Genomic DNA, 20,359 nt, shown 5'->3' on the forward strand with positions numbered 1-20,359 from the left:
CACGCCCTCCCGGTCGGTGGTGTGGTCGTCCCCGAAACGACGGTCACCCGTCGCGTCCGGCACGTACTTCACACAGACGACGATCCTCAAGCTCATGAGCGGTTCTCCTGTCACGGGTGCACGGGTGCACTGGATGCATGGCCTCAGGTCATGCCGAGGGTACTGAGTGCCAAGCCGGCCCGGACGCGACCCGCGCGCCACGAGCACCACCTGGACCGGCCTACCGTGTCGGCTCTCTTCGACTGGCGTCAGAGGCTCCACCCAGAGAATACGGCACTCAGTACCCCTCGTAAAGGAACTCAGTACCCTTCCAGGTGCCCGGGGGGCCGTGAACCCTCCGCGGAGGCCGCGCCGCCCAGGGCGACGGCGGCCTCCCCCGTGTACACCCGGAAGGTCAGCGACTCCTGGAGGTAGAGCCGGACCGTCTCGGCGTCGTGGGAGAGGTAGCCGACGGACGCGTCCTGGCCGAGGAAGAGCTCGAAGTCACCGCCCCGGGTGGAGAGCAGGAAGGCGCCCTCGATGGCCGGGGCCCAGATGATGTCGCCGTCCAGCAGCCGGGCGAGGTGGTTGTGGACGGGGTAGCCGTGGTCGCTGGTCTCGTTGACGGCGGTGAAGGCCTCGGCGCCGAGGAGCAGCGAGTACGGGCCGCCGACGCCGGCCAGGCGCAGGGCGGTGAGCGCGCGGCTGACCGCCTCGGGGTACTCCCGCACGTCCTCGGGGAGCCGGACCGGCGGGTTGGTGGAGGACGCCCGGATGCCGTCGATGGCGGCGGCGCGGTAGCCCTCGAAGACGGCGCGGTCCTCGGCGAGGGCGAGGGTGCGGGCGGCGTCCTTGACCGGCTGCCAGTCGGAGTCCCGGGAGCCGCGTTCGACGTCGTCCACGGCGTCCCGGCGGACGGTGAAGGGGACCCGCAGCTCGACCACCGGCTGGGCCGCCCGGGCCTGGGCCCCGACGCCGTCCAGCGGGGGTTCGATGCCGCTCAGGTGGCCGGTGCCGACGGCGGCGAGGGTGGCGTCCCCGGGGCCGTTCAGGTCGACCACCCGGCGGCCGGCGATGTGCAGCCTGAAGGTCTGACGGGCCTCCTCCTCGATCTCCTCCCATGCGGCGGCGGAGATCGGGGCGAGATCCCGGTGGAGGTTGTTCATGCGAGGGTCCTGTTCAGCGGGTCGGTCGGAGGCTGCCGATGCCGAGCGAGCCGTCGGCGGCCGGAACGGGGGCGGGTGCGGCGGCGGGGGCGGGTGCAGGTGCGGCGGCCGAGGCGGAGGCGGCGGAGGCAGAGGCAGAGGCGGCGGCGGGCGCCGGCGGCGGGGAGGCCAGGAGGCCGGCGGTCGGCACGAAGAAGAGCGAACCGGTGACGGCGGTGGAGAAGTCGAGCAGCCGGTCGGTGGTGCCGGGCGGGTTGCCGACGAACATGTTGCGCAGCATCTCCTCGGTCACCCCGGGGTCGCCGGCGTAGCCGATGAAGTAGGTGCCGAACTCGCCGCCGCCCGTGAAGGAGCCGAACGGCATGTTGAAGCGGACGATCTTCCGCTCCTCGCCGTCCGGGCCGGTGATCACGGTGAGCGCCACGTGCGAGTCCGCGGGTTTGACGTCGTCGGCCAGCTCGATGTCGGCGAGCTTGGTGCGGCCGACCGCGCCCTCCTGCTCCTCGACGCCGAGCGCGTTCCACGCGTCCAGGTCGTGCAGGTACTTCTGGACGACGACGTAGCTGCCGCCCGCGAAGTCCGGGTCCTCGGCGCCGATCAGCGCGGCGTGCTCGGCGGCCCGGCCCTCGGGGTTCTCGGTGCCGTCGACGAAGCCGAGCAGGTCCCGGTCGTCGAAGTACTTGAAGCCCTGGACGGAGTCGACCACGGTGGCCGCCCCGGCGAGCCGGTCGGTGAGCTGCCCGGCCAGCTCGAAGCAGAGGTCCATCCGTTCGGCCCGCAGGTGCAGCAGCAGGTCGCCGGGCGTGGCCGGGGCCCGGTGGCGGGTGCCGGCCACGTCCCGGAAGGGGTGCAGGGCGGCCGGCCGGGGGCCGTCGAACAGGCGGTCCCAGAGTGCGGAGCCGAGGCCGGTGACACAGGTGAGGCCGCCCTCGGGGGCCCGGAAGCCGACCGAGCGGCGCAGCCCGGCGAGGTCGGGCAGCAGGGCGCGGACGGCGTCCTCCCCGCCGGGCCGGACGGTGAGGACCAGGAAGACGGCCGCACCGGTCAGCGGGGAGAGCACGGCCTGCGGTTCGGACCGGCCGCTCCGGTCCCACGAGGATTCCGATGGCACGGGGTGCTGCATGGCGTGGTCCTCCTCAGGACGCGCGGGAGGCTTCCCACTCGGCGCGGTAGTCCGCGAAGATCTGCTTCAGGTGGTGCCCGATCTTCAGGTAGTCGAGGTCGTCGAGGTTGGCGAGCGAGACCCGGACCGACCACTCCGGCCCGTCGAAGCCGCCGCCGTTGAGCAGCACCACGCCGGTCTGCTCGGCGAGCCGGAAAAGCGGCTCGGTGGGCTCGTAGTTCTTCTCCAGGAAGGTCGCGAAGTCCTTGCCCGCGACCCGCTCCGCCTCGGCCAGCAGGTCCAGCTCGATGTAGTACCCGGCCCGCCCGGGGTCGTCCGAGATCTTCATCCCGGAGCCCTCCATCAGCAGGTCGAGCCGCTGCCGGACGATGGCCTGCACCCGCGCCTTGTACGCCTTGCCCTCCGGCAGCAGGGCGAACAGCGAGAAGAGCACCATCTGGACCTGCTGCGGCAGGCTGAGCCCGGCGGTGTGGTTGAGCGCGACCTGCCGGGAGTCGGCGACCAGCCGGTCGATGAAGCGGATCTTCCCGGGCTCCAGGCTGAGCGTGCCGTACCGCCCGGCGAGCCGCTCCTTCTCCTCCGCCGGGAGGCCCGCGATCAGCCCGTCGATGACGTTGTCCCGGTCGAGGCCGATCACGCCGAGGCGGTGGCCGGTGGCGCCGTAGTGCTTGGAGTACGAGTAGACGAGCAGGGTGTTGCGCGGCAGTTCGGCGGCGATGGTGCGGAAGCCGTCGACGAAGGTGCCGTAGACGTCGTCGGTGACGATGACCAGGTCCGGGTTGGCGGTGGCCACGATCTGCTTGATCTGCTCGGTGACCTGCCGCGAGAGCGCCAGCGAGGGCGGGTTGCTCGGGTTGACCAGGCAGAGCAGCTTGATGTCCGGGTCGGCCAGCTTGGCGACCTCCTCCTCCGGGTAGCGCCACTCCCGCACACCGGTCTCGACCAGCTTGTTGGCCTGGATCTCGACCACCTCGAACTTGTAGGCGTCCAGTTCGGGGATCTCGATGTACGGGGTGAACACCGGCACCATCAGGGCGATCTTGTCGCCCTTGTGCAGGATGCCGTTGCGCATCAGCGAGTCGAAGACGTAGCACATCGCGGCGGTGCCGCCCTCGGTCGCGAACAGTTCGGGCTGCTGCGGCGACGGCGGGCGCCGGTCCATCAGCTCGTCCTGGAGGTAGCCGCGGACGATCTGCTCGGCATGCACCAGCATCCGGTCGGGGACGGGGTAGTTGTCGCCGATGCTCGCGTCGGCGAGCTCGTGGAGGAAGGCGTCCCGGTCGAACCCGAAGCGGTCGACGGCGAGTTCGGCGCTGCGCCGGAGCAGGTCGATGCCGGGCAGCTCGGGGTGGCTGCGCACGAAGGCGTCGAAGCGGCCGGCGATGCCGTTCTGCTCCGGCATGCCGCCGAGGTCGTCGGCGGTCCAGACCCGGCGGCTCTCGGACAGCGCGAAGTGGCCGAGTGCGAGGAAGGCCTCGCGGGGGCCGGTGCAGACCCAGTTCGGGTTGCCGCGCCCGGCGTTGAGCATGTGGGCGGAGCTCTTGCCCTTCTGTCCGGGCCGGTCCCGCTGGTAGGCCTCGGCCAGGCGGATGAACTCGCCCTTCAGCTCGAAGGGGCTGAGCCGGGCCAGTCGGCGGATCTCCTCGCGACCGATCGTGGGCTTCGTCATGGCGTCCTCGAATCTCCTTGGGAAACGGCTTCTCGGCGGCTTCTCGGCGGCTTCTCAGCCGAGCAGGGCGACGATGACGGCGCCCCAGATGGTCAGCAGGACGTTGCCCGCCGCGTACGGGATCGTGTAGCCGAGGGTCGGGATCTGGCTGCGGGCGGCCTCGTTGATGGCGCCGATGGCCGCGGTGGTGGTCTGGGCGCCGGCCACCACGCCCATCAGGATCGGGGTGCGCATCCGGAACACCAGCCGGCCGACCAGCAGCCCGGCGACCAGCGGGAGCACGGTGGCCACCGCACCCCACACCAGCAGCCCCCAACCCGCCTGGGACAGACCGCTGGTGAAGCCCGGGCCGGCGTTGATGCCGACGATCGCCACGAAGGCGCAGAGCCCGAAGGTGTCCATGAACCACTGCGCGCCGGGCGGCACGTTCCCGAACGTCGGGTACCTGCCGCGGATCCAGCCGAACACCAGGCCCATGATCAGCGCGCCGCCGGAGGTGGAGAGGCTGATCGGCACGCCCCCCGCCGTCAGCGCGGGGATGCCGATGCAGCCGCCCAGGAAGATGCCCAGACCCACCCAGGTCATGTCGGTGGCGAAGCTGGTCGGCACCGGCTTGCCGAGCGCCCGGCAGGCCGGGTCGACCAGCCGCTTGGGCCCGGTGAGCACCAGGGTGTCGCCGCGCTCCAGCGGAGTGGAGAGCCGGTACGGGAACTCGGCGCCCGAGCGGTACACCTTGTCGATGAACACCCCGACCATGAACGGCTCCCGGCGCACTTCCGCGACGGTCCTGCCGAGCTGCGCCTTCTCGGACACCACCACGTGCAGGTGTTCGGTCTGGTAGCTCAGCAGCCCGGCGTCGTCGGTCTCCGGGCCGATCCGGGCGACCGGGTCGAACTCGACCAGGTCGTGCCGCAGGGCGCTGACCGCGAGCACGTCGCCGCGTTCGATGACGGTCTGCTGGGAGTGCGCCAGGATCTCCCCCTCGCGCCGGACCCGGGTGACGTAGATCCGCCGGCCCTGCTGCCGCTGCTGCGCCTCGACGTCCTCGATGGTGCGGCCGACGGTGCCGTTCACGGCGGTGAAGGCCCGCAGCACCACTTCGTAGTAGCCCTCGCCGAGGTCGGGGTCGGTCTCCGGCGCGTCCAGCTCGGCGGCCAGGTCGCGGCTCTCCTGGGCGAGGTCGCTGCGCAGCAGCCGGGGCGCGATGTTGGCGAGCAGGACGGCGCACAGGATGGTGCCGAGCGGGTAGGTGACGGCGTAGGCGATCGGGACGAGGTTCTGCTGCTCCTTGATCTGGTCGGCGCTCAGCCCGTGGATCTGGCCGATGGCGTCCTGGGCGACGCCGATGACGGCGGACTGGGTGAGCGCGCCGCCGAGCAGTCCGGCGCCGAGCCCGGGGCCGTAGCCGAGCAGCCCCGCGAAGCCGTAGCAGACGCCCAGCCCGGCCAGGCAGACCACCACGGCGACGCCGACCTGCGGCAGGCCGTCGCGTCGGAGGCCGCGGAAGAACTGCGGGCCGACCTTGTAGCCGAGGGCGAACAGGAACATGATGAAGAACACCGACTTGACCGTCCCGTTGATCGGGACGTCGGTGAGCCAGCCGGTGAACAGGCCCGCGACCAGGCAGCCGGTGACGGCGCCCAGGCCGATCGCCCGGTAGTGGATCCGGCCGACCAGGAAGCCGACCGCGATGGTCAGGAAGATCAGCAGTTCCGGGTACGGCTTGAAGACGTGGTCGGTGATCCAGCCCACGGGCCCGTTCCCCTCTCGCCGCACGGCGGCGTCGGCGTCTGGCGGTTCGGCGGTGCTTGACGGTTCGGTGCTTTCCGACGGTTCGGTGCTTTCCGACGGTTCGGAGTCGTCTGACGATGCGTCATGTCACGCTCCCAGCAGGCCGACCAGGATCGGTCCGGTGAGCGGGAGCAGGAAGTTGGAGATGGTGTAGGTGATCGTGTAGCCCAGCATCGGGATGCTGCTCTGCGCCACGTTGGTGATGGCGGTGATCGCCGGGGTGCTGCACTGCTGGCCCGCGATGGCGCCGACCAGGACCGGCGGATCGATCTTCAGCAGCTTCCGGCCGACGAACAGCGAGAGCACGGCCGGGACGGTCACCATGAGGATCCCGGCGGCCGGCAGCAGCACCGGGTGGTCCCGGAGCAGGGCGGCGGCGTCGGGGCCGGCCGCCAGGCCGGTGACCGCGATGAACACCGACAGCCCGAGGTCCTTGGCGGTCTGCGCGGCGACCGGCGGGTAGGCGCCGAAGGTGGGCCGCTGGGCGCGGAACCAGCCGAAGACCAGGCCGGAGATCAGGCAGCCGCCGCCGGCGCCGAGCGAGAGCGCGGCGCCCCCGGCGTGCACGGTGACCAGGCCGATCAGCACGCCGACGCAGATGCCGAGGCTGATGTAGATGTAGTCGATGGCGTCCTTTCGGATGCTGATGCCGGCCTTGGCGGCGAACCGCTCGACGGCCGAGCGGGCGCCGGTGACGGTCACCGTGTCACCGCGGTGCAGTTCGGTGTCGGAGACGGCGGGCAGGTGCTGGTCGACCCGCCGGACGTCGGTCAGGTAGATCCCGGAGGTCGCCGACGGCTGTTCGACGGACAGCTCCCCCGCCGTACGGCCGACGAAGTCCCGGTTGGTGAGGACGATGTCGCGGACCACCAGCGGGCTGTCCAGGCCGGGCACCCCGGAGGTCTCCGGCCCCAGTTCGTGGCCGGTGTCGATGACCGCCTCGCGCCGGCCGACCAGCAGCACCAGGTCGCCGCGGCGCAGCCGGAGGTCCTGGGCGAGCCGGAGCGTACGGCCGTCGCGCCGGACGCCCTCGACGGTGACCAGGCCCGACTGGACCTCCTCGACCCCGGCCACGGTCGAGCCCTCGCCCTGGGAGACCAGGTAGGTGCGGCCGACCAGCGGGGGCAGCGCGGGCAGCTCGTCGGCGCCCAGCGTGCCCTTGCCGCCGCGCATCCGCTCCCACAGCTCCCGGGAGGCCTCGGGCAGCTTGATCCGCATGACCAGCGGGAACACCTGGCTGGTCAGCAGCACGATGGAGACCAGGCCGAAGAGGTAGCAGACCGAGTAGGCGGCGGCGACGTGGTTCTGGAGCTGCGCGGACTGGTCGGCGCTGATGCCCGAGAGGTTGGAGATCGCCTCCTGGGCGGTGCCGACCACGGCCGACTCGGTGGCGGCCCCGGCCAGGATGCCGGCCGCGGTGCCGACGTCCAGGTCGAAGCCCTTGCCGATGCCGTACGCCATGCCGACGACCAGCACCGCCTCCATGACGCAGAGCACCGCGAAGCGCAGGCCCTTGGCGTTGAGGTTGGCGAAGAACTGCGGGCCGGCGATGTAGCCGAGCGAGAAGATGAACAGCGCGAAGGCGACGTTCTTGACGTCGGCGTTGACGCTGACGTGCCGGCTGCCGATCAGCATCGCGACGATCAGCGTGCCGCAGATTCCGCCGAGTTGGATCGGGCCCACCCGCAGCTTGCCGACCAGGTAGCCGAGCGCGAGGCAGACGAAGAGTGCGAGGACGGGGTTCTCCCGCAGCAGGTTCACGGCATCCGCTCCCGGCGGGGTGCGGGGGCGCCGGGGAGAGGGCGGACCAGCATTAATCTGATCATGGGAATGATTACACCGCATAGCGGACAATTCGGCGCGGTCGACGCGCATCCGAACGACCCCGTCGGCCAGGCCGGACGGGACGCACGCCGAAGGGCGCACTCCGAAGGGATGTACGCCGAAGGGCGGGCGCGCCCTCGCGCACCCGCCCCTCGTGGGGCCCGCGACCCCCTGGCGACCCGGGCCGGCTCAGACCCGCAGTGCCGCCAACTGCTGCTCGAACGGCACCACCTGCTCGACCGCCGACTGCTCGGCCGCCGACTGTCCCGACACCGGCTGCCCGGGCACCGCCGGCGCCGCCGGGCCACCGCCCGACAGCAGGGCCGACAGCTCGCCCGCCGCGCGGTCGATCCGGCGCGGCAGCCCGTCGGTGAGCCCGTCCCCCGCCGCGCCCCAGTCGTCGGTGGCCGCGTAGACGGCGGTCGGCAGCACCACCGCGCGCAGGTAGCTGAACAGCGGGCGGACGGCGTGCTCCAGGGCGAGCGAGTGCCGGGCAGTGCCGCCGGTGGCGGCGATCAGGACCGGCTTTCCGGTGAGCGCGTCGTTGTCGACCACGTCGAAGAACGACTTGAACAGGCCGCTGTAGGAGGCCGTGAAGATCGGCGTCACCGCGATCAGCCCGTCCGCCTCGGTGACCGCCCGGACCGCCTCGCTCAGCGCGGGGCCGGGGAAGCCGGTCACGAAGTTGTTCGCGATCTCCACGGCCAGGTCGCGCAGTTCGACCACGGTGACCTCGGCCTCCCGCCCGTCCCGGGCGAGCCGGCGCACGGTCGCGTCGGCCAGCCGGTCCGCCAGCAGGCGCGTCGAGGACGGCTTGCTCAGCCCGGCGCTCACCACCACCAGCTTGAACCCGCTCACTTGGCCGCCTCCGTCTTCTCCTCGTTCCCGACAGCAGTCCCGACGGCCGTCCCGACGGACGCCCCGACAGCCGCCTCACTCGCCCGCGCGTCCCGGGCCGCGACCAGCGCGGCGTGGGTCGGCCCCTCCGGCACCCCGGCCGGGCGGCCCTTGGCGAACTCCTCGCGCAGCACCGGCACGACCTCCTCGCCGAGCAGGTCCAGCTGCTCCAGCACGGTCTTCAGCGGCAGACCGGCGTGGTCCATCAGGAACAGCTGGCGCTGGTAGTCGCCGAAGGTCTCACGGAAGCCCAGCGTCTTCTCGATGACCTCTTGCGGGCTGCCGACGGTCAGCGGGGTCTGCTCGGTGAACTCCTCCAGCGAGGGCCCGTGCCCGTACACCGGCGCGTTGTCGAAGTACGGACGGAACTCGCGCACCGCGTCCTGGGAGTTCTTCCGCATGAACACCTGCCCGCCGAGGCCGACGACCGCCTGCTCGGGCGTGCCGTGGCCGTAGTGGGCGTAGCGCTCGCGGTAGAGGTTCACCAGCTTCCGGAAGTGCTCCTTGGGCCAGAAGATGTTGTTCGCGAAGAAGCCGTCACCGTAGTAGGCGGCCTGCTCGGCGATCTCGGGGCTGCGGATCGAGCCGTGCCAGACGAACGGCGGCACCTCGTCCAGCGGGCGCGGGGTGGAGGTGAAGCCCTGCAGCGGGGTGCGGAAGCGGCCCTGCCAGTCCACCACCTCGTCGCGCCACAGCTGACGCAGCAGCGCGTAGTTCTCGATGGCCAGCGGGATGCCCTGGCGGATGTCCTTGCCGAACCACGGGTAGACCGGGCCGGTGTTGCCGCGGCCCATCATCACGTCGACCCGGCCTTCGGCCAGGTGCTGGAGCATCGCGAAGTCCTCGGCGATCTTCACCGGGTCGTTGGTGGTGATCAGGGTCGTCGACGTGGAGAGGATGATGCGGTCGGTCTGCGCGGCGATGTAGCCGAGCATGGTCGTCGGCGAGGACGGGACGAACGGCGGGTTGTGGTGCTCACCGGTCGCGAAGACGTCCAGGCCGACCTCCTCGGCCTTGCGCGCGATCGCCACCATGGCCTTGATCCGCTCGTGCTCGCTCGGGGTGCGGCCGGTGGTGGGGTCGGTCGTCACGTCGCCGACGGAGAAGATTCCGAACTGCATGCTGCTCACCGCACTCCAGGTAGGCCCGGGCCCTCGGCCCAGGTAGTAGAACTTTCAACCACCTTAGCAGTCGGGTGGCGGACGTTATTCCCGCCCACAATGGAAGGCGGGGCCGCGACGGTCGCGGCGGCCCCGGAAAGGGCGGCGGACGATGGCGCCGTACATCGCGGTGAGCGCGCTCAGCCACGAGGGCCTGGTACGGGAGCACAACGAGGACAGCCTCACGGTCGGGCCGTGGACCCTCTGCGCCACCGTGACCGGCAACCCGCAGACCCTGCTCTTCCCGCTCGGCCGGCCCTGCGTGGTCGCGGTGGCCGACGGCCTCGGCGGCCACCCCGGCGGCGAGGTCGCCAGCGCCCTGGTCGCCCGCCGGCTCGCCGCCGACGGGGACGCCCTGGACGGCGAGGAGGCCGTCCGGGAGGAGCTGCTGGAGTGCAACCGGGCCGTCTACGCGGCCGCCGCCGAGGAGCCGGAGCTCGCCGCGATGGGCACCACCGTCGCCGGGCTGGTGCTGCTGGCCGACCGGGTGGTGGCCTTCAACGTCGGCGACAGCCGGGTCTACCGGATCACCGGGGACGGGCTTCGCCGGGTCAGCGTGGACGACAGCCCGCCGCTGCCACCCGGACGGCGCACCACTTCGGTGGTCACCCAGACCCTCGGCGGCTCGCTCGGGCTCACCTTCGTCGAACCGCACGTCCGGACCGACCCGCTGGCGCCCGGCGACCGGTACCTGGTGTGCAGCGACGGCCTGACCGACCCGGTGCCCGAGGAGGACCTGGCCGCACTGCTGGCCCGGCCGCAGGACGGTGCCGAGCGCGCCGACGGCAAGGCCGCGTTCGAGCTGTGGCGGGCGGCGATCGAGGCCGGCGGGCCGGACAACATCACCCTGGCGCTGGTGCGGGTCGGCGCCTGAGCACCACCGCCCGCCCGGGCGTTGCCCGCGCGGGCACAGACCCGCCCCGACGGGGCGCCGAAGCGCTCCGCCGGGGCGGTCACCTGTCTGGTTTCGCCGCGGTCGGCTCAGAATTCGCTCGTGACGGTCACCCCGCTGAAGCCCTGCTGGGCGTAGAGGCTGAAGAACACGTAGCCGGCCGGCGGGTTGGTGACGGTCAGCGTCTCCGAGTTGTCCGGACCGGTCGAGCGCGCGGTGTTCGCGTCGGTGTACGCCCAGCCGCCCGGGTTGTAGTAGAGGTCGCCGTTGCCGGTGCCGCCACTGGTGGTGATCTTCACCTGCTTGGTGCCGGCCGGCACCGTGAGGTAGAAGTGCGCGTAGTTGCCCGTGGTGGCCGCGACATTGCTGCGGGCGCAGTTGGCGTCCAGCTGCCGGGTGTCGGCGCCGGCGCACTCCGGGAGCTGCGGGATGGTGGGCGTGCCGCCGCCGGCGCAGGCGCCGCCCGCGCAGGCGGTCAGCCAGCTGTCGAAGCCGGCGTCGTAGCGGGTGCCGATGGTGGTCTTCAGGAGGGTGCGGGCACCGGCCCAGTCACCCACCCGGTACTTGGCGAGCACCGCGTCCATGTCGGAGCGGTGCTGCTCCAGCATGTAGCGGACGGCCAGGTAGCCCCAGCGGTAGACCCGGTCCTGGTCGCCGTAGCCCGTGTCGAAGAGGTCGCTCAGCTTGTAGGTGTGGCGGCCGGCGGCGGCGATGGCGGCGTCGTTGTCGACCTTGCGGTACGAGTAGGAGACGTACTCGGCGAAGCCCTCGACCCACCAGACGGTCGGGGTGGTCATGCCGGCGTTGAAGTCGCCGTACATGTCGAACCGGCCGTCGAGGTAGTGGGTGTACTCGTGGTTGAGGTTCCAGATCTCGAAGGACGGGCGGGCCCACTCGGCCTCGTAGCAGAGGAAGCGCGGCTGGTTGCCGGCCGCCGCCGGGTTGCCCTCCAGGTACATGCCGCCGTTGTTGGTGTCGATCTTGTAGATGGCGGCGGCCAGCACCTGGTAGTCGAGCGAGGAGTGGAAGACCACGACCTCGATCGTGTTGTTCGTGTCGTCCTTGACCGGGCCGTTGTCCTTGACCACCGAGTGGAAGAACGCGTCCTGGCCGGTCAGGCTGGTGCAGGCGGTGCCCAGCTGGGTGCTGTCCAGCGCCTGGGCGATCAGCTTGATGCTCGGGCTGCAGGTGTAGTTCACCGTCAGCACGCCGGCCTTCAGCCGGTCGGGGGCGTTGCAGGTGCCGTAGTACGAACAGTTGGCGGCGTCGTAGTAGCTGACCGAGTCGGCGACCGCGGCCCACTGGAAGACGGTGCGGCCGTTCGGCGCGGACGCGTCGACCAGGCCCTTGGCGAGCGGACGGACCTTGGCCTGGAGCGCCGTGTCCTTCAGGAAGCGGGCCAGCTCCTTGCTCGCGTTGTAGACCAGCACGCCGAAGTCGCCGCCGAGCAGGTCGTTGTTGCGGGTCGCGAAGGCGGACAGGGCGTCCAGGACGCTCGGGTCGGCCTCGACGGCCGCGTCGAAGCCGGGCACCTGGTGGCCGCGGAACAGCACGGTGAAGACCGGGTTGACCGCCCAGGCCATGCCGCCCGGGTTCCAGGTGCCGCTGTTGTAGTCGGTCAGCAGCCGCTTGATCACCGGCAGGTAGCGGACGTTCTCCTGCGCGCTGTCGATCAGGGTGACGGACTCGCCCAGGATGGGCGCGTTGCCCGCCGCGACGTCACGCGAGTGCGCACTGGCGAAGAACGCGTCCAGGCCGGAGCGGATCGCGGTCTGCAGGGCGGTGCCGTACGCGCCGACGTCGTCCTTGTGGTACCACTGCACGAAGTAGCCGGCGCGCAGGAAGAGCACCAACTGCTCGACCGAGGTGGAGTTGTCGCCCGGGTAGCTGGCGGCCGCGTCGCGCAGGGCGTACGCCACGGTGGACATCTGCTCCTCGCGGAACGCGCCCCGCGCGTCGCCGCCGGTGAGCTGGAACAGGCTGTTGATGCACTGGATGTCGGCGGCCTTGATGTGCTGGACCAGGTCGCTGCCGGTCCGGCCGGAGAAGTCGCCGATGGCGCAGGGCTGTTCGGCCGCCGCGCCGAGCCGGAAGGACTTGACGGTCGGCGCGGTGGACGCCTTCACCTCGGCCGGACGGGTGTCCAGCGGCAGCGGGGCGCGCTGGTCGGCCGGGGCCGACTTGCCTTCGCCGGCACCGCGTTCGGGGCTGCCGGTGGCGGGCTGGGGAGCCGGCCCGGCGGGGGTGTTCGGGGTGGACGCGCCGCCGGGAGTGGCGGCGGCCGGAGCGGCCTGGCTCTGCGGGGCGAACAGGCCGGCCGCCAGGAACAGGGACAGGACGAGCGTCAACAATCGTGCCAGCTGCGGGAGTCGCAGCAGACGTGAAGGACTCACGTGGGGGCCTCCGGGCCGTCGTCGGCCGCGATGTGGGGCGCGGCCGGTGGGGGTGGCGAGGACCGTTGGCGACGGCGCCGCATTGGGGTGCGGTTCCGCCGGGAACACGGTGGGGATGTGACATGTACCATTGCACACATCACATACCCTTGGGAACCCTGGGCGTTGTGCGCGGTCTGCGGGGAATTCACGCGGAATACGTGGTGATGATCCGGTGGACACCGCCCCCGGACCCGGGGTGCCGCGCGGCGGGGCGTCACCCCGGCGGGGGCGCCGTCGCGGATACGCCCGAGGGCGTGGTGACGGTTCGTCACCACGCCCTCAGGGAAAGCTAATCGGGGAGATCCGGCTACTTGCGCAGCAGCAGGATCACACCGGCCGTCAGCAGGCCGACCACGACCGCCGACGCGCCGTACGCCAGGCGGTGCGACCGCACCACCGGCAGGAAGCGGTCCACGGCGTAGCGGCCCGGGCCGGTCAGCGCGAGCGCGGCGGCACCGGCCGTCAGCAGCAGCTCGTACTCGCTGCCCTTCGGGGCGAAGAAGCCGCCGCCCCAGGTGACGGCGATCGCGTTGACCATCGTGCCGACGATCGCGGCGCCCGCCAGCGGGGTCAACAGGCCGACGGCGAGGGCGAGTCCGCCCAGCGTCTCGGTGAGCCCGGCGACCACGGCCATGGCGTTGCCGGCCGGGTACCCGCTCATGGTGAAGAACTGACCGGTGCCGTCGATCCCGCCGCCGCCGAACCAGCCGAACAGCTTCTGGCTGCCGTGCGCGGCCATGGTCAGGCCGAGGACGAGGCGCAGGAGCAGGAGTCCGGCGTCGTAGGCGTGCGGGGAGGTCGTCGCGGGGCCGGACGAGTCCAGGCCCGGGCGGACGGTGGGGTTGGTGGCGGCGGTCGTGCTCGGGCTGCTGCTCGGCATGCGCGTCTCCATCGATCGAGGGTCGGTCGGTCGGCGCCGGCCGGAGCCGACGCGAAAGGGGTGCGGTGCGGCGGCGGGCGGGGGTCGTCACCCCGGCGCCATTGTTCAAATTTGAACCGGCCGCTTCTCCGACCGTACCTTGGAGTTCGAATTTGAACAACTGACGACCCGTAGGCGACTCGCGGCCCCCGCCCGGCCCGGGGCAGGGTGGAGGCATGGCTCACCGCAGGCAGCACCAGCGGGCGGCACGCCCCGGCACCCCGTACCCCGAGGCGCTGGCCGCCTTCGACCAACGCGTCCGGCTGATCACCCCCGACCAGTGGGACTCCCCCACCCCGTGCACCGACTGGACCGTCCGCGACCTGGTCAACCACCTCACCGGCGAACAGCTCTGGGTCCCCGACCTGCTGATGGGCGCCACCATCGCCGAGGTCGGCGGCCGCTTCGACGGCGACGTGCTCGGCACCGACCCGGTCGCCGCCTGGACGGACGCCGCCGCAGCCGCCCGACAGGCCTGGGCCGTCCCCGGCGCCGACGAACTGACCGTCCACCTCTCCTTCGCCGACGTCTCCGGCCAGTACTACCGGGACCAGCTCACCACCGACCTGGTCATCCACAGCTGGGACCTCGCCGAGGGAATCGGCCGGCGCACCGCGCTCCCGGCAGAGCTCGTCGACTTCGCCCTCGGCGAGATCACCGGCTACGGCGACCTCTCCGGCAGCGGCCTCTTCGACCCGCCGCTGCCGGTCCCCGGGGCCGCGGACCCGCAGACCCGGCTGCTGGCCCTCGCCGGGCGGCGGGCGGGGGCCCCGGACGGGGAGTGACCGGGGCCGGGCCCCGGGGCCCGGCCCGGGTGAACGGCGCGACGCCGGATACTGGAAGGTGCGGGGGCACCCTTCCGTGCGAGAGGCGGACGCGCCATGAGCCGCAGGCCGGACATCCTCGGCGAGTTCACCGCCGACCACCGGGCGGTCACCGAACTGCTCGACGCGATCGAAGCCGCGCCGCCCGGCAGCCCCGGGCGCGGCGACCTGGTGACCCGGCTGACCGACCTGCTGTTCGCCCACTGCGCCGCCGAGGAGGAACACCTCTTCCCCGCCGTCCAGCACGACGTGCCCGACGGCGGGGCACTGGTCTTCGGCAGCATCCACGACCACCTGGCCATCGGGCAGTACCTCGTCGACCTCCAGACCCTCAGCCCGGCCGACCCGGCCTTCGACACCCTGCTGGGCGGCCTCGCCGACACCCTGCGGCGGCACCTGCGCGGCGAGGAGGAACGGCTGTTCCCCGCCGCCCGCAAGGCCCTGCCCGCCGCCGCCCGCGCCGCGCTCGGCGAACGGCTGCGGGCGGAGCGCGCGGCGCTCGACCCCTGAGCCGTCCGGGCGGCCCGGCCCTCGGGGCTACCCGCCCGGCCCACGGGCCGGGCGGCTCAGTCCTTGGGGCTGATCACCGCGAACCGGGCGCCCTCACCGTCCCGCAGCCGGGCCACCCGCCCGTACGGGGAGTCGAAGGCCGGCCCGAGCGCCGAACCGCCCAGCTCCACGGCCCGGGCCAGCGCCCGGTCCGCGTCCGGGACGGCGAAGGACACCTCCCAGTGCGGCGGCGTCCCCTCCGGGCCGCCCGCCCGCTCCTTGGCCAGCGCCGCGACACTGTTCCCCTCCGCGCGCAGCACCACCCGGTCGTGCTCCCAGCGGACGTCGAAGCGCTCCGGGTCCCGGCCGTCCCAGCGGAACACCTCCCCGTAGAACAGCGCCGCCGCGAACGGGTCCGGGGTGCGCAGCTCGATCCAGACCGGCGCACCGGGCAGCTCCAGCTTCCGGGCCCGGCCCGGCGGGCCCTCCCAGATGCCGAACACCGCGCCCGCCGGATCGGCCGCGAAGGCCACCCGCCCGGCGTCGAAGGCCAGCGGGCCGACCGCCAGCGTCGCGCCGCGCTCGCGCACCGCGTCGGCGGCGGCGTCGGCGCCCTCCGTCCCGAAGTAGCAGGTCCAGGCGAGCGGGATCGCCCCGCCGCCCGCCTCGCCGAGCCCGGCCACCGCCTCCCCGCCGGTCACCGCGTGCACGTACGGCCCGAAACGGTCCGGCCCGGCCTCGAACTCCCAGCCGAGCAGCGGCCCGTAGAACGCCCGGGCCGCCTCCAGGTCACGGGCGATCAGGCTCACCCAGCACGGAACGGCTGCCACGCAGCGCACCCTGGCGGTCTCACCGCTGCCCATCGCGGACCTCCTCGCCGGCCCGGCCGCCGGGCCCCTCCCGACTCCCACGGCCCACCGGCCGCCCGGGACGCCCACAGCCTAGGACGAGACCCCGAGCACCCCCGGGACGCCATGCCCGGCGTCGCGCACCCGGCGAGATCCGAAAGAGAGGACCGGGAACTCCGGTGTCGGCCGGACGATGGTGTGACGTAGGTCACATCGGGTGCGGAAATTCCGGGGACGGATTCCCCGTTTCGGAGTACGTTGGCAGAAGCGGGGAGAAGTTCCCCGGTATCCTGGAGGAGAAGTCGTCGTGACCACCGCCGCCGAGTCGGTCCGTCCCGCGGGGAGCGCCCGTACGCCCAAGCTGCGTGCGGACGCGAGCCGGAACCGGGAGCGGATCGTGCTGGCGGCCCGGGACGCGTTCGTCGAACACGGTGCGGACGCGCCGCTGGACGAGATCGCGAAGCGGGCGGGGGTCGGCAACGCCACCCTCTACCGGAACTTCCCGGACCGGACGGCGCTGATCCACGAGGTGGCCCTGCTCGTCAAGAACCGCATCCTGGCCCTCGCCGAGACGGCGACGGCGGAGGCGGACGCCCTGGACGGCGACGGCCCGTTCGACGCTCTGCAGCGGTTCGCGCACGCGACCGTCGCCGAGAAGGTCGGCGGCCTCTGCACGCTCTTCACCAGCCATGTCGACCCGCACGACCCCGGTCTGATCGAGATCCGGGAACGCCTGCGGTCCGCCGTGAACGGACTGATGGAGCGCGCCCGGGCCGCGGGCGAGCTGCGGCCGGACGTCGACCACGGCGACCTGTTCATCGCGATGAGCCAGCTGACCCGGCCGCTGCCGGGCACCTCCTGCCGGCTCCTCGACGACTTCGTCCACCGGCACCTGCAGCTGTTCCTGGACGGCCTGCGCGCGCCGGCCCGTTCGGTCCTGCCCGGCCGGGCGGCGACCTTCGAGGACTTCCACCCGGAACTGACCGACCACCACGCCTGACCATGCCCGACCACGCCTGATCCGACACCACGCCCGACCCGACCGGTGGCACCGGGCGAGCCGCGCTCCTGAGCGGCCGCGCCCCGGCGCGCACCCGCGCGCCCTCCGGGGTGCCCCGAGCTTCCGTGCTTTCGAGCACCTTTCACCGTACGGCAACCCACCGTTCCCGTACGGCAGTCGACCGCGCACGCACACCACGCACCGTGAAGTGAGTACCCCCATGTCCCAGACCGACGCCCGACCGGCGACGCTGCCCGATCCCAGGCGCTGGAAGGCGCTGATATTCATCGGCCTCGCCCAGCTGATGGTCGTCCTCGACGCGACCATCGTGAACATCGCCCTGCCGTCCGCACAGCGGGACCTGGGCATCACCGACGGCAACCGCCAGTGGGTGATCACCGCCTACGCGCTGGCCTTCGGCGGCCTGCTGCTGTTCGGCGGCCGGATCTCCGACCTGTGGGGCCGCAAGCGGACCTTCATCGTCGGCCTGACCGGCTTCGCCCTGGCCTCCGCGCTCGGCGGCGCCGCGGCCAACACCGCGATGCTGCTCGGCGCCCGCGCGCTGCAGGGCGTGTTCGGCGCGCTGCTCGCCCCGGCCGCGCTGTCGCTGCTCGCGGTGACCTTCACCGAGGCCAAGGAGCGCGCCAAGGCGTTCGGCATCTACGGTGCGATCGCCGGTGGCGGTGGCGCCATCGGCCTGATCCTCGGCGGCCTGCTCACCGAGTACATGAACTGGCGCTGGACCTTCTTCGTCAACATCCCGTTCGCCATCGTGGCCGCCGCCGGCGCCGTGCTGGTGATCCGCGAGCCCGCCGAGGGCCGCAACCGCAACAAGCTGGACGTCCCCGGCGTCCTGCTGGTGACCACCGGCCTGGTCTCCCTGGTCTACGGCTTCACCCGGGCCGAGTCCAGCGGCTGGACGTCCGGCAGCACCCTGGGCCTGTTCGCCGCGGCCGCCGTCCTGCTGGCCGCCTTCGTGGTGGTGGAGCTCAAGGTCAAGGCCCCGCTGCTGCCGCTGCGCGTGGTGCTGGACCGCAACCGCGGCGGCGTGTACCTGTCGCTGGGCCTGGCCGTGATCGGCATGTTCGGTCTGTTCCTCTTCCTGACCTACTACCTGCAGATCGTGCTCGGCTACAGCCCGGTGCTGACCGGCGTGGCCTTCCTGCCGATGGTGGCGGGCATGATCACCGGCTCGACCCAGATCGGCGCCCGGCTGATGACCCGGGTCCCGGCGCGCTACCTGATGGCGCCCGGCTTCCTGGTCGCCTCGGTCGGCATGTTCCTGCTGACCCACATCAGCCTGGACACCTCCTACCCGGCGCTGATCCTGCCCGGCCTGGTCCTGATGGGCCTCGGCATGGGTACCGCCTTCATGCCGGCCATGAGCCTCGCCACGCACGGCGTCCAGCCGCGCGACGCCGGGGTGGCCTCCGCGATGGTCAACACCTCGCAGCAGGTCGGCGGCGCCATCGGCACCGCGCTGCTGAACACCATCGCGGCCAGCGCGACCACCAGCTGGCTCGCCTCGCACGCCACCGCCGCGGCCGCCTCCTCCCCGGAGGCCGCGAAGGCGCTGCAGTTCCAGGGCATGGTGCACGGCTTCTCCACCGCGATCTGGGTGTCCTTCGGGATCCTGGTGGCGGCCGGCGTGATCGCCTTCACCTTCATCAACGCCGGCCGTCCGGACGCGACGGGCGCCGGTGCGGACGCCGCGAAGAACGACGAGGTGCCGGTGCTGGTGCACTGACGCCAGGGGTTGCTCGGGTGCGTACGCGGCCCGTCCGGTGTCTCACGGCACCGGGCGGGCCGCTCGCCGTTTCCGGGCCCCTCCCCGTTTCCCGGGCCCCCTCGCCGTTTCCCGGGCCCCTCGCCCGTTCGGGTCGGCCGGTTCCCGGCCCGCCCCACACGGACAGCCCCGCCCTCTCGAACTGCCCGCCCCCGTGGACGAGAATGGAGTCGCCCACCCCGGACGCAGCGGGAGGACACCGTGCACGACCGAAGCGACCGGCTCGCCGACAGCAGGTACCTCCTGCTCACCACCTTCGACCAGGACGGCGGCCGGCTGGAGTCCCAGCTCTGGGTGGTGCCGGACGGCACGGCGCTCGGGATCTGGACCGCCGCCCACTCGGGCGAGGCCGAGCGGATCCGCCGCCACCCCCGGGTGCTGGTCGGCCCCTGCGACGCCCGCGGCCGGCCGACCGGCCGCCCCGTCCCGGCCCGCGCCCGGCTCTGCGACGCCGACGCGACCGCGCGCTACCGCATCTCGCTGATCAACAAGTACGGCCTGACGGCGCTGCTCGCCCTGGCCCGCAGCCGGTTCCGCGTGGGGCTGGCCGGGACGGTGGGCATCCGGGTCACCCCGACCGGGCCGGAGCAACGGCTGGTCGGGCCGGAGTGGCAGCCGCCGGCCTCGTACTGCGCCAACTAGAGCCTGCCGACCGGGCCCACCGGGGCTTGCCGGCGGGTGGAGCCTGCCGGCGGGTGGGGCTCCCCGGCGGGCTCACGTCCCGTCGTCTGGCGCCCGCGCCAGGTCCCCCGGCTCGCAGGCCTCCCGACCGGTCCCGACGTGGACGACCTTGACCGCCCGCCCCGGACCGCCGGGCACGACCTGCTGCTCGTGCCCGCAGCGCGGGCAGATCAGCGGGATCCGGGGGCGGGCCGGGTCCCGTCCGGCGCCGCCGTCCCCGGGTCGCGGGGTGGTCACGACAGCGGGTGGGTCGGGACCGGGCTGACCGCCTGGATCTCGCCGTGGGCCTTGGTGAGCAGCTGGGAGGCGAGGTCGTTGAGCGCTCGGGCGCCCGCGATCTCCTCACCGACCCGCAGCTGGTCCGGGTCGGAGGGGTGGCGGCTGCTGTAGCCGTGGGCACGCAGTTCGGTGCCGTCGCGGAGCCTGAGCATGGCGGCCGCGCTGGTCCGCGGGCCGTCCTCGCGGAACTCCATCTCGATGTGCCAACCGACCAGAGTCTGCATGGCGGATCACCTCCATCGGTTACCCCTCCAGAGTGCGCCGCACCCAGCGTGAACACCAGGCCGGCCGGAGCGGGCTCCGGACCCGAGGGCGAGTTGAACACGTTCAAGTCAACGGCGTAGAGTCGGCCGCGAAGCTTATTTGAACGCGTTCAAGGGGGGTGTGTCCGCCATGGGCAAGGGCACCACCGAACTGGTGAACCTGCTGGTCCTGCTCGGCATGGGCGCCGTCGTCCCGATCGGCCTCGCCCTCGTCGGGGGGCCCCGGCGCCCCCCGGGCCCCCCCCCGCCCCCGCCCCGGCGGGGCGCGGGGCGGCGGCCCCCGCCGGGCCCCCCCCCCACGCCCGCCGAGCCGGGCCCGCCGGTCGGCTACGGG

At 72.7% G+C, this 20,359-nt stretch carries 18 protein-coding genes and 2 pseudogenes; 7 read left to right on the top strand and 13 right to left on the bottom strand.

All coding sequences use genetic code 11. The features are described from left to right. The 8 genes and pseudogenes from ACFQ6N_RS37845 to ACFQ6N_RS37880 form a co-directional block, all read right to left on the bottom strand. Positions 1-96: pseudogene (locus ACFQ6N_RS37845) on the bottom strand (electron transfer flavoprotein subunit beta); the annotation flags it as partial. A gap of 203 nt (positions 97-299) precedes the next feature. Further along, positions 300-1,145: a family 1 encapsulin nanocompartment shell protein gene (locus ACFQ6N_RS37850; protein WP_380658661.1), complete on the bottom strand. Its 846-nt coding sequence runs from the start codon at positions 1,143-1,145 to the stop codon at positions 300-302. 13 nt (positions 1,146-1,158) lie between these two features. Further along, a complete protein-coding gene (locus tag ACFQ6N_RS37855) occupies positions 1,159-2,268 on the bottom strand; it encodes a Dyp-type peroxidase (protein WP_380658663.1) in 1,110 nt (369 codons plus the stop codon). A gap of 13 nt (positions 2,269-2,281) precedes the next feature. Continuing rightward, positions 2,282-3,937, bottom strand: coding sequence for a bifunctional aspartate transaminase/aspartate 4-decarboxylase (locus ACFQ6N_RS37860; protein WP_380658664.1), 1,656 nt, complete (start codon positions 3,935-3,937; stop codon positions 2,282-2,284). A gap of 54 nt (positions 3,938-3,991) precedes the next feature. Continuing rightward, a complete protein-coding gene (gene aspT, locus ACFQ6N_RS37865; protein WP_380658665.1) occupies positions 3,992-5,689 on the bottom strand; it encodes an aspartate-alanine antiporter in 1,698 nt (565 codons plus the stop codon). A gap of 126 nt (positions 5,690-5,815) precedes the next feature. Beyond that, on the bottom strand, positions 5,816-7,489 hold the full coding sequence (aspT, locus tag ACFQ6N_RS37870; protein WP_380658666.1) for an aspartate-alanine antiporter: 1,674 nt from the start codon (positions 7,487-7,489) through the stop codon (positions 5,816-5,818). A 252-nt stretch (positions 7,490-7,741) separates the two neighbouring features. Then, positions 7,742-8,410, bottom strand: a complete 669-nt coding sequence (locus ACFQ6N_RS37875) for an FMN reductase (protein ID WP_380658667.1) — start codon at positions 8,408-8,410, stop codon at positions 7,742-7,744. Further along, positions 8,407-9,570: an LLM class flavin-dependent oxidoreductase gene (locus tag ACFQ6N_RS37880; protein WP_380658668.1), complete on the bottom strand. Its 1,164-nt coding sequence runs from the start codon at positions 9,568-9,570 to the stop codon at positions 8,407-8,409. Before ACFQ6N_RS37880 ends, ACFQ6N_RS37875 begins: the two co-directional genes overlap by 4 nt. Before the next feature lie 151 nt (positions 9,571-9,721). Between ACFQ6N_RS37880 and ACFQ6N_RS37885 the strand changes: the two genes are divergently transcribed. Next, entirely contained in the window at positions 9,722-10,483 is a 762-nt protein-coding gene (locus ACFQ6N_RS37885; protein ID WP_380658669.1) for a PP2C family protein-serine/threonine phosphatase, read from the top strand. 107 nt (positions 10,484-10,590) lie between these two features. Here ACFQ6N_RS37885 and ACFQ6N_RS37890 read toward each other — a convergent pair whose 3' ends face one another. Together ACFQ6N_RS37890 and ACFQ6N_RS37895 are read right to left on the bottom strand one after the other, a co-directional pair. Then, on the bottom strand, positions 10,591-12,894 hold the full coding sequence (locus ACFQ6N_RS37890; protein ID WP_380658670.1) for a M9 family metallopeptidase: 2,304 nt from the start codon (positions 12,892-12,894) through the stop codon (positions 10,591-10,593). A 349-nt stretch (positions 12,895-13,243) separates the two neighbouring features. Next, complete coding sequence (locus ACFQ6N_RS37895; protein WP_380658671.1) at positions 13,244-13,816, bottom strand: DoxX family protein; 573 nt, start codon at positions 13,814-13,816, stop codon at positions 13,244-13,246. A gap of 215 nt (positions 13,817-14,031) precedes the next feature. Here ACFQ6N_RS37895 and ACFQ6N_RS37900 point away from each other — a divergent pair, with 215 nt between their 5' ends. Both ACFQ6N_RS37900 and ACFQ6N_RS37905 read left to right on the top strand, forming a co-directional pair. Beyond that, positions 14,032-14,640 carry a TIGR03086 family metal-binding protein gene (locus tag ACFQ6N_RS37900; protein ID WP_380658673.1) on the top strand — a complete coding sequence of 203 codons (609 nt, stop codon included), beginning with the start codon at positions 14,032-14,034 and terminating at the stop codon, positions 14,638-14,640. A 96-nt stretch (positions 14,641-14,736) separates the two neighbouring features. Further along, positions 14,737-15,189 (top strand): hemerythrin domain-containing protein, encoded by a 453-nt coding sequence (locus ACFQ6N_RS37905; protein ID WP_380658674.1) that lies wholly within the window; start codon positions 14,737-14,739, stop codon positions 15,187-15,189. 56 nt (positions 15,190-15,245) lie between these two features. On the opposite strand, the gene ACFQ6N_RS37910 is transcribed toward ACFQ6N_RS37905, so the two are convergent. Then, the gene (locus ACFQ6N_RS37910; protein WP_380658676.1) at positions 15,246-16,031 is read right to left on the bottom strand and encodes a VOC family protein; all 786 of its coding nucleotides are present in this window, start codon (positions 16,029-16,031) and stop codon (positions 15,246-15,248) included. 292 nt (positions 16,032-16,323) lie between these two features. On the opposite strand from ACFQ6N_RS37910, the gene ACFQ6N_RS37915 reads away from it, so the two are divergent. The 3 genes from ACFQ6N_RS37915 (at position 16,324) to ACFQ6N_RS37925 (ending at position 19,444) form a co-directional block, all read left to right on the top strand. After that, a complete protein-coding gene (locus ACFQ6N_RS37915) occupies positions 16,324-17,016 on the top strand; it encodes a TetR/AcrR family transcriptional regulator (protein WP_380658677.1) in 693 nt (230 codons plus the stop codon). Positions 17,017-17,236: 220 nt separating this feature from the next. After that, a complete protein-coding gene (locus ACFQ6N_RS37920; RefSeq protein ID WP_380658678.1) occupies positions 17,237-18,763 on the top strand; it encodes an MFS transporter in 1,527 nt (508 codons plus the stop codon). A gap of 240 nt (positions 18,764-19,003) precedes the next feature. After that, positions 19,004-19,444: a PPOX class F420-dependent oxidoreductase gene (locus tag ACFQ6N_RS37925; protein ID WP_380658680.1), complete on the top strand. Its 441-nt coding sequence runs from the start codon at positions 19,004-19,006 to the stop codon at positions 19,442-19,444. A 72-nt stretch (positions 19,445-19,516) separates the two neighbouring features. On the opposite strand, the gene ACFQ6N_RS37930 is transcribed toward ACFQ6N_RS37925, so the two are convergent. Both ACFQ6N_RS37930 and ACFQ6N_RS37935 read right to left on the bottom strand, forming a co-directional pair. Then, entirely contained in the window at positions 19,517-19,720 is a 204-nt protein-coding gene (locus ACFQ6N_RS37930; protein WP_380658681.1) for a hypothetical protein, read from the bottom strand. After that, positions 19,717-19,986, bottom strand: coding sequence for a DUF1876 domain-containing protein (locus tag ACFQ6N_RS37935; RefSeq protein ID WP_380658682.1), 270 nt, complete (start codon positions 19,984-19,986; stop codon positions 19,717-19,719). The genes ACFQ6N_RS37930 and ACFQ6N_RS37935 overlap by 4 nt, the downstream gene beginning before the upstream one ends. Positions 19,987-20,155: 169 nt before the next feature. Between ACFQ6N_RS37935 and ACFQ6N_RS37940 the strand changes: the two are divergent. After that, positions 20,156-20,359: pseudogene (locus ACFQ6N_RS37940) on the top strand (hypothetical protein); the annotation flags it as partial.

This window comes from Kitasatospora sp. NPDC056446 (genome assembly GCF_042796115.1).
Taxonomy (GTDB): Bacteria; Actinomycetota; Actinomycetes; order Streptomycetales; family Streptomycetaceae; genus Kitasatospora.

Bases quoted from the DNA above. Each gene is read 5' to 3' on its own strand.
- ACFQ6N_RS37910 (WP_380658676.1), bottom strand. From the start codon at position 16,031: ATGGGCAGCGGTGAGACCGCCAGGGTGCGCTGCGTGGCAGCCGTTCCG.
- ACFQ6N_RS37905 (WP_380658674.1), top strand. From the start codon at position 14,737: ATGAGCCGCAGGCCGGACATCCTCGGCGAGTTCACCGCCGACCACCGG.
- ACFQ6N_RS37855 (WP_380658663.1), bottom strand. From the start codon at position 2,268: ATGCAGCACCCCGTGCCATCGGAATCCTCGTGGGACCGGAGCGGCCGG.
- ACFQ6N_RS37900 (WP_380658673.1), top strand. From the start codon at position 14,032: ATGGCTCACCGCAGGCAGCACCAGCGGGCGGCACGCCCCGGCACCCCG.
- ACFQ6N_RS37880 (WP_380658668.1), bottom strand. From the start codon at position 9,570: ATGCAGTTCGGAATCTTCTCCGTCGGCGACGTGACGACCGACCCCACC.
- ACFQ6N_RS37885 (WP_380658669.1), top strand. From the start codon at position 9,722: ATGGCGCCGTACATCGCGGTGAGCGCGCTCAGCCACGAGGGCCTGGTA.
- ACFQ6N_RS37895 (WP_380658671.1), bottom strand. From the start codon at position 13,816: ATGCCGAGCAGCAGCCCGAGCACGACCGCCGCCACCAACCCCACCGTC.
- ACFQ6N_RS37935 (WP_380658682.1), bottom strand. From the start codon at position 19,986: ATGCAGACTCTGGTCGGTTGGCACATCGAGATGGAGTTCCGCGAGGAC.
- ACFQ6N_RS37920 (WP_380658678.1), top strand. From the start codon at position 17,237: ATGTCCCAGACCGACGCCCGACCGGCGACGCTGCCCGATCCCAGGCGC.
- ACFQ6N_RS37850 (WP_380658661.1), bottom strand. From the start codon at position 1,145: ATGAACAACCTCCACCGGGATCTCGCCCCGATCTCCGCCGCCGCATGG.
- ACFQ6N_RS37860 (WP_380658664.1), bottom strand. From the start codon at position 3,937: ATGACGAAGCCCACGATCGGTCGCGAGGAGATCCGCCGACTGGCCCGG.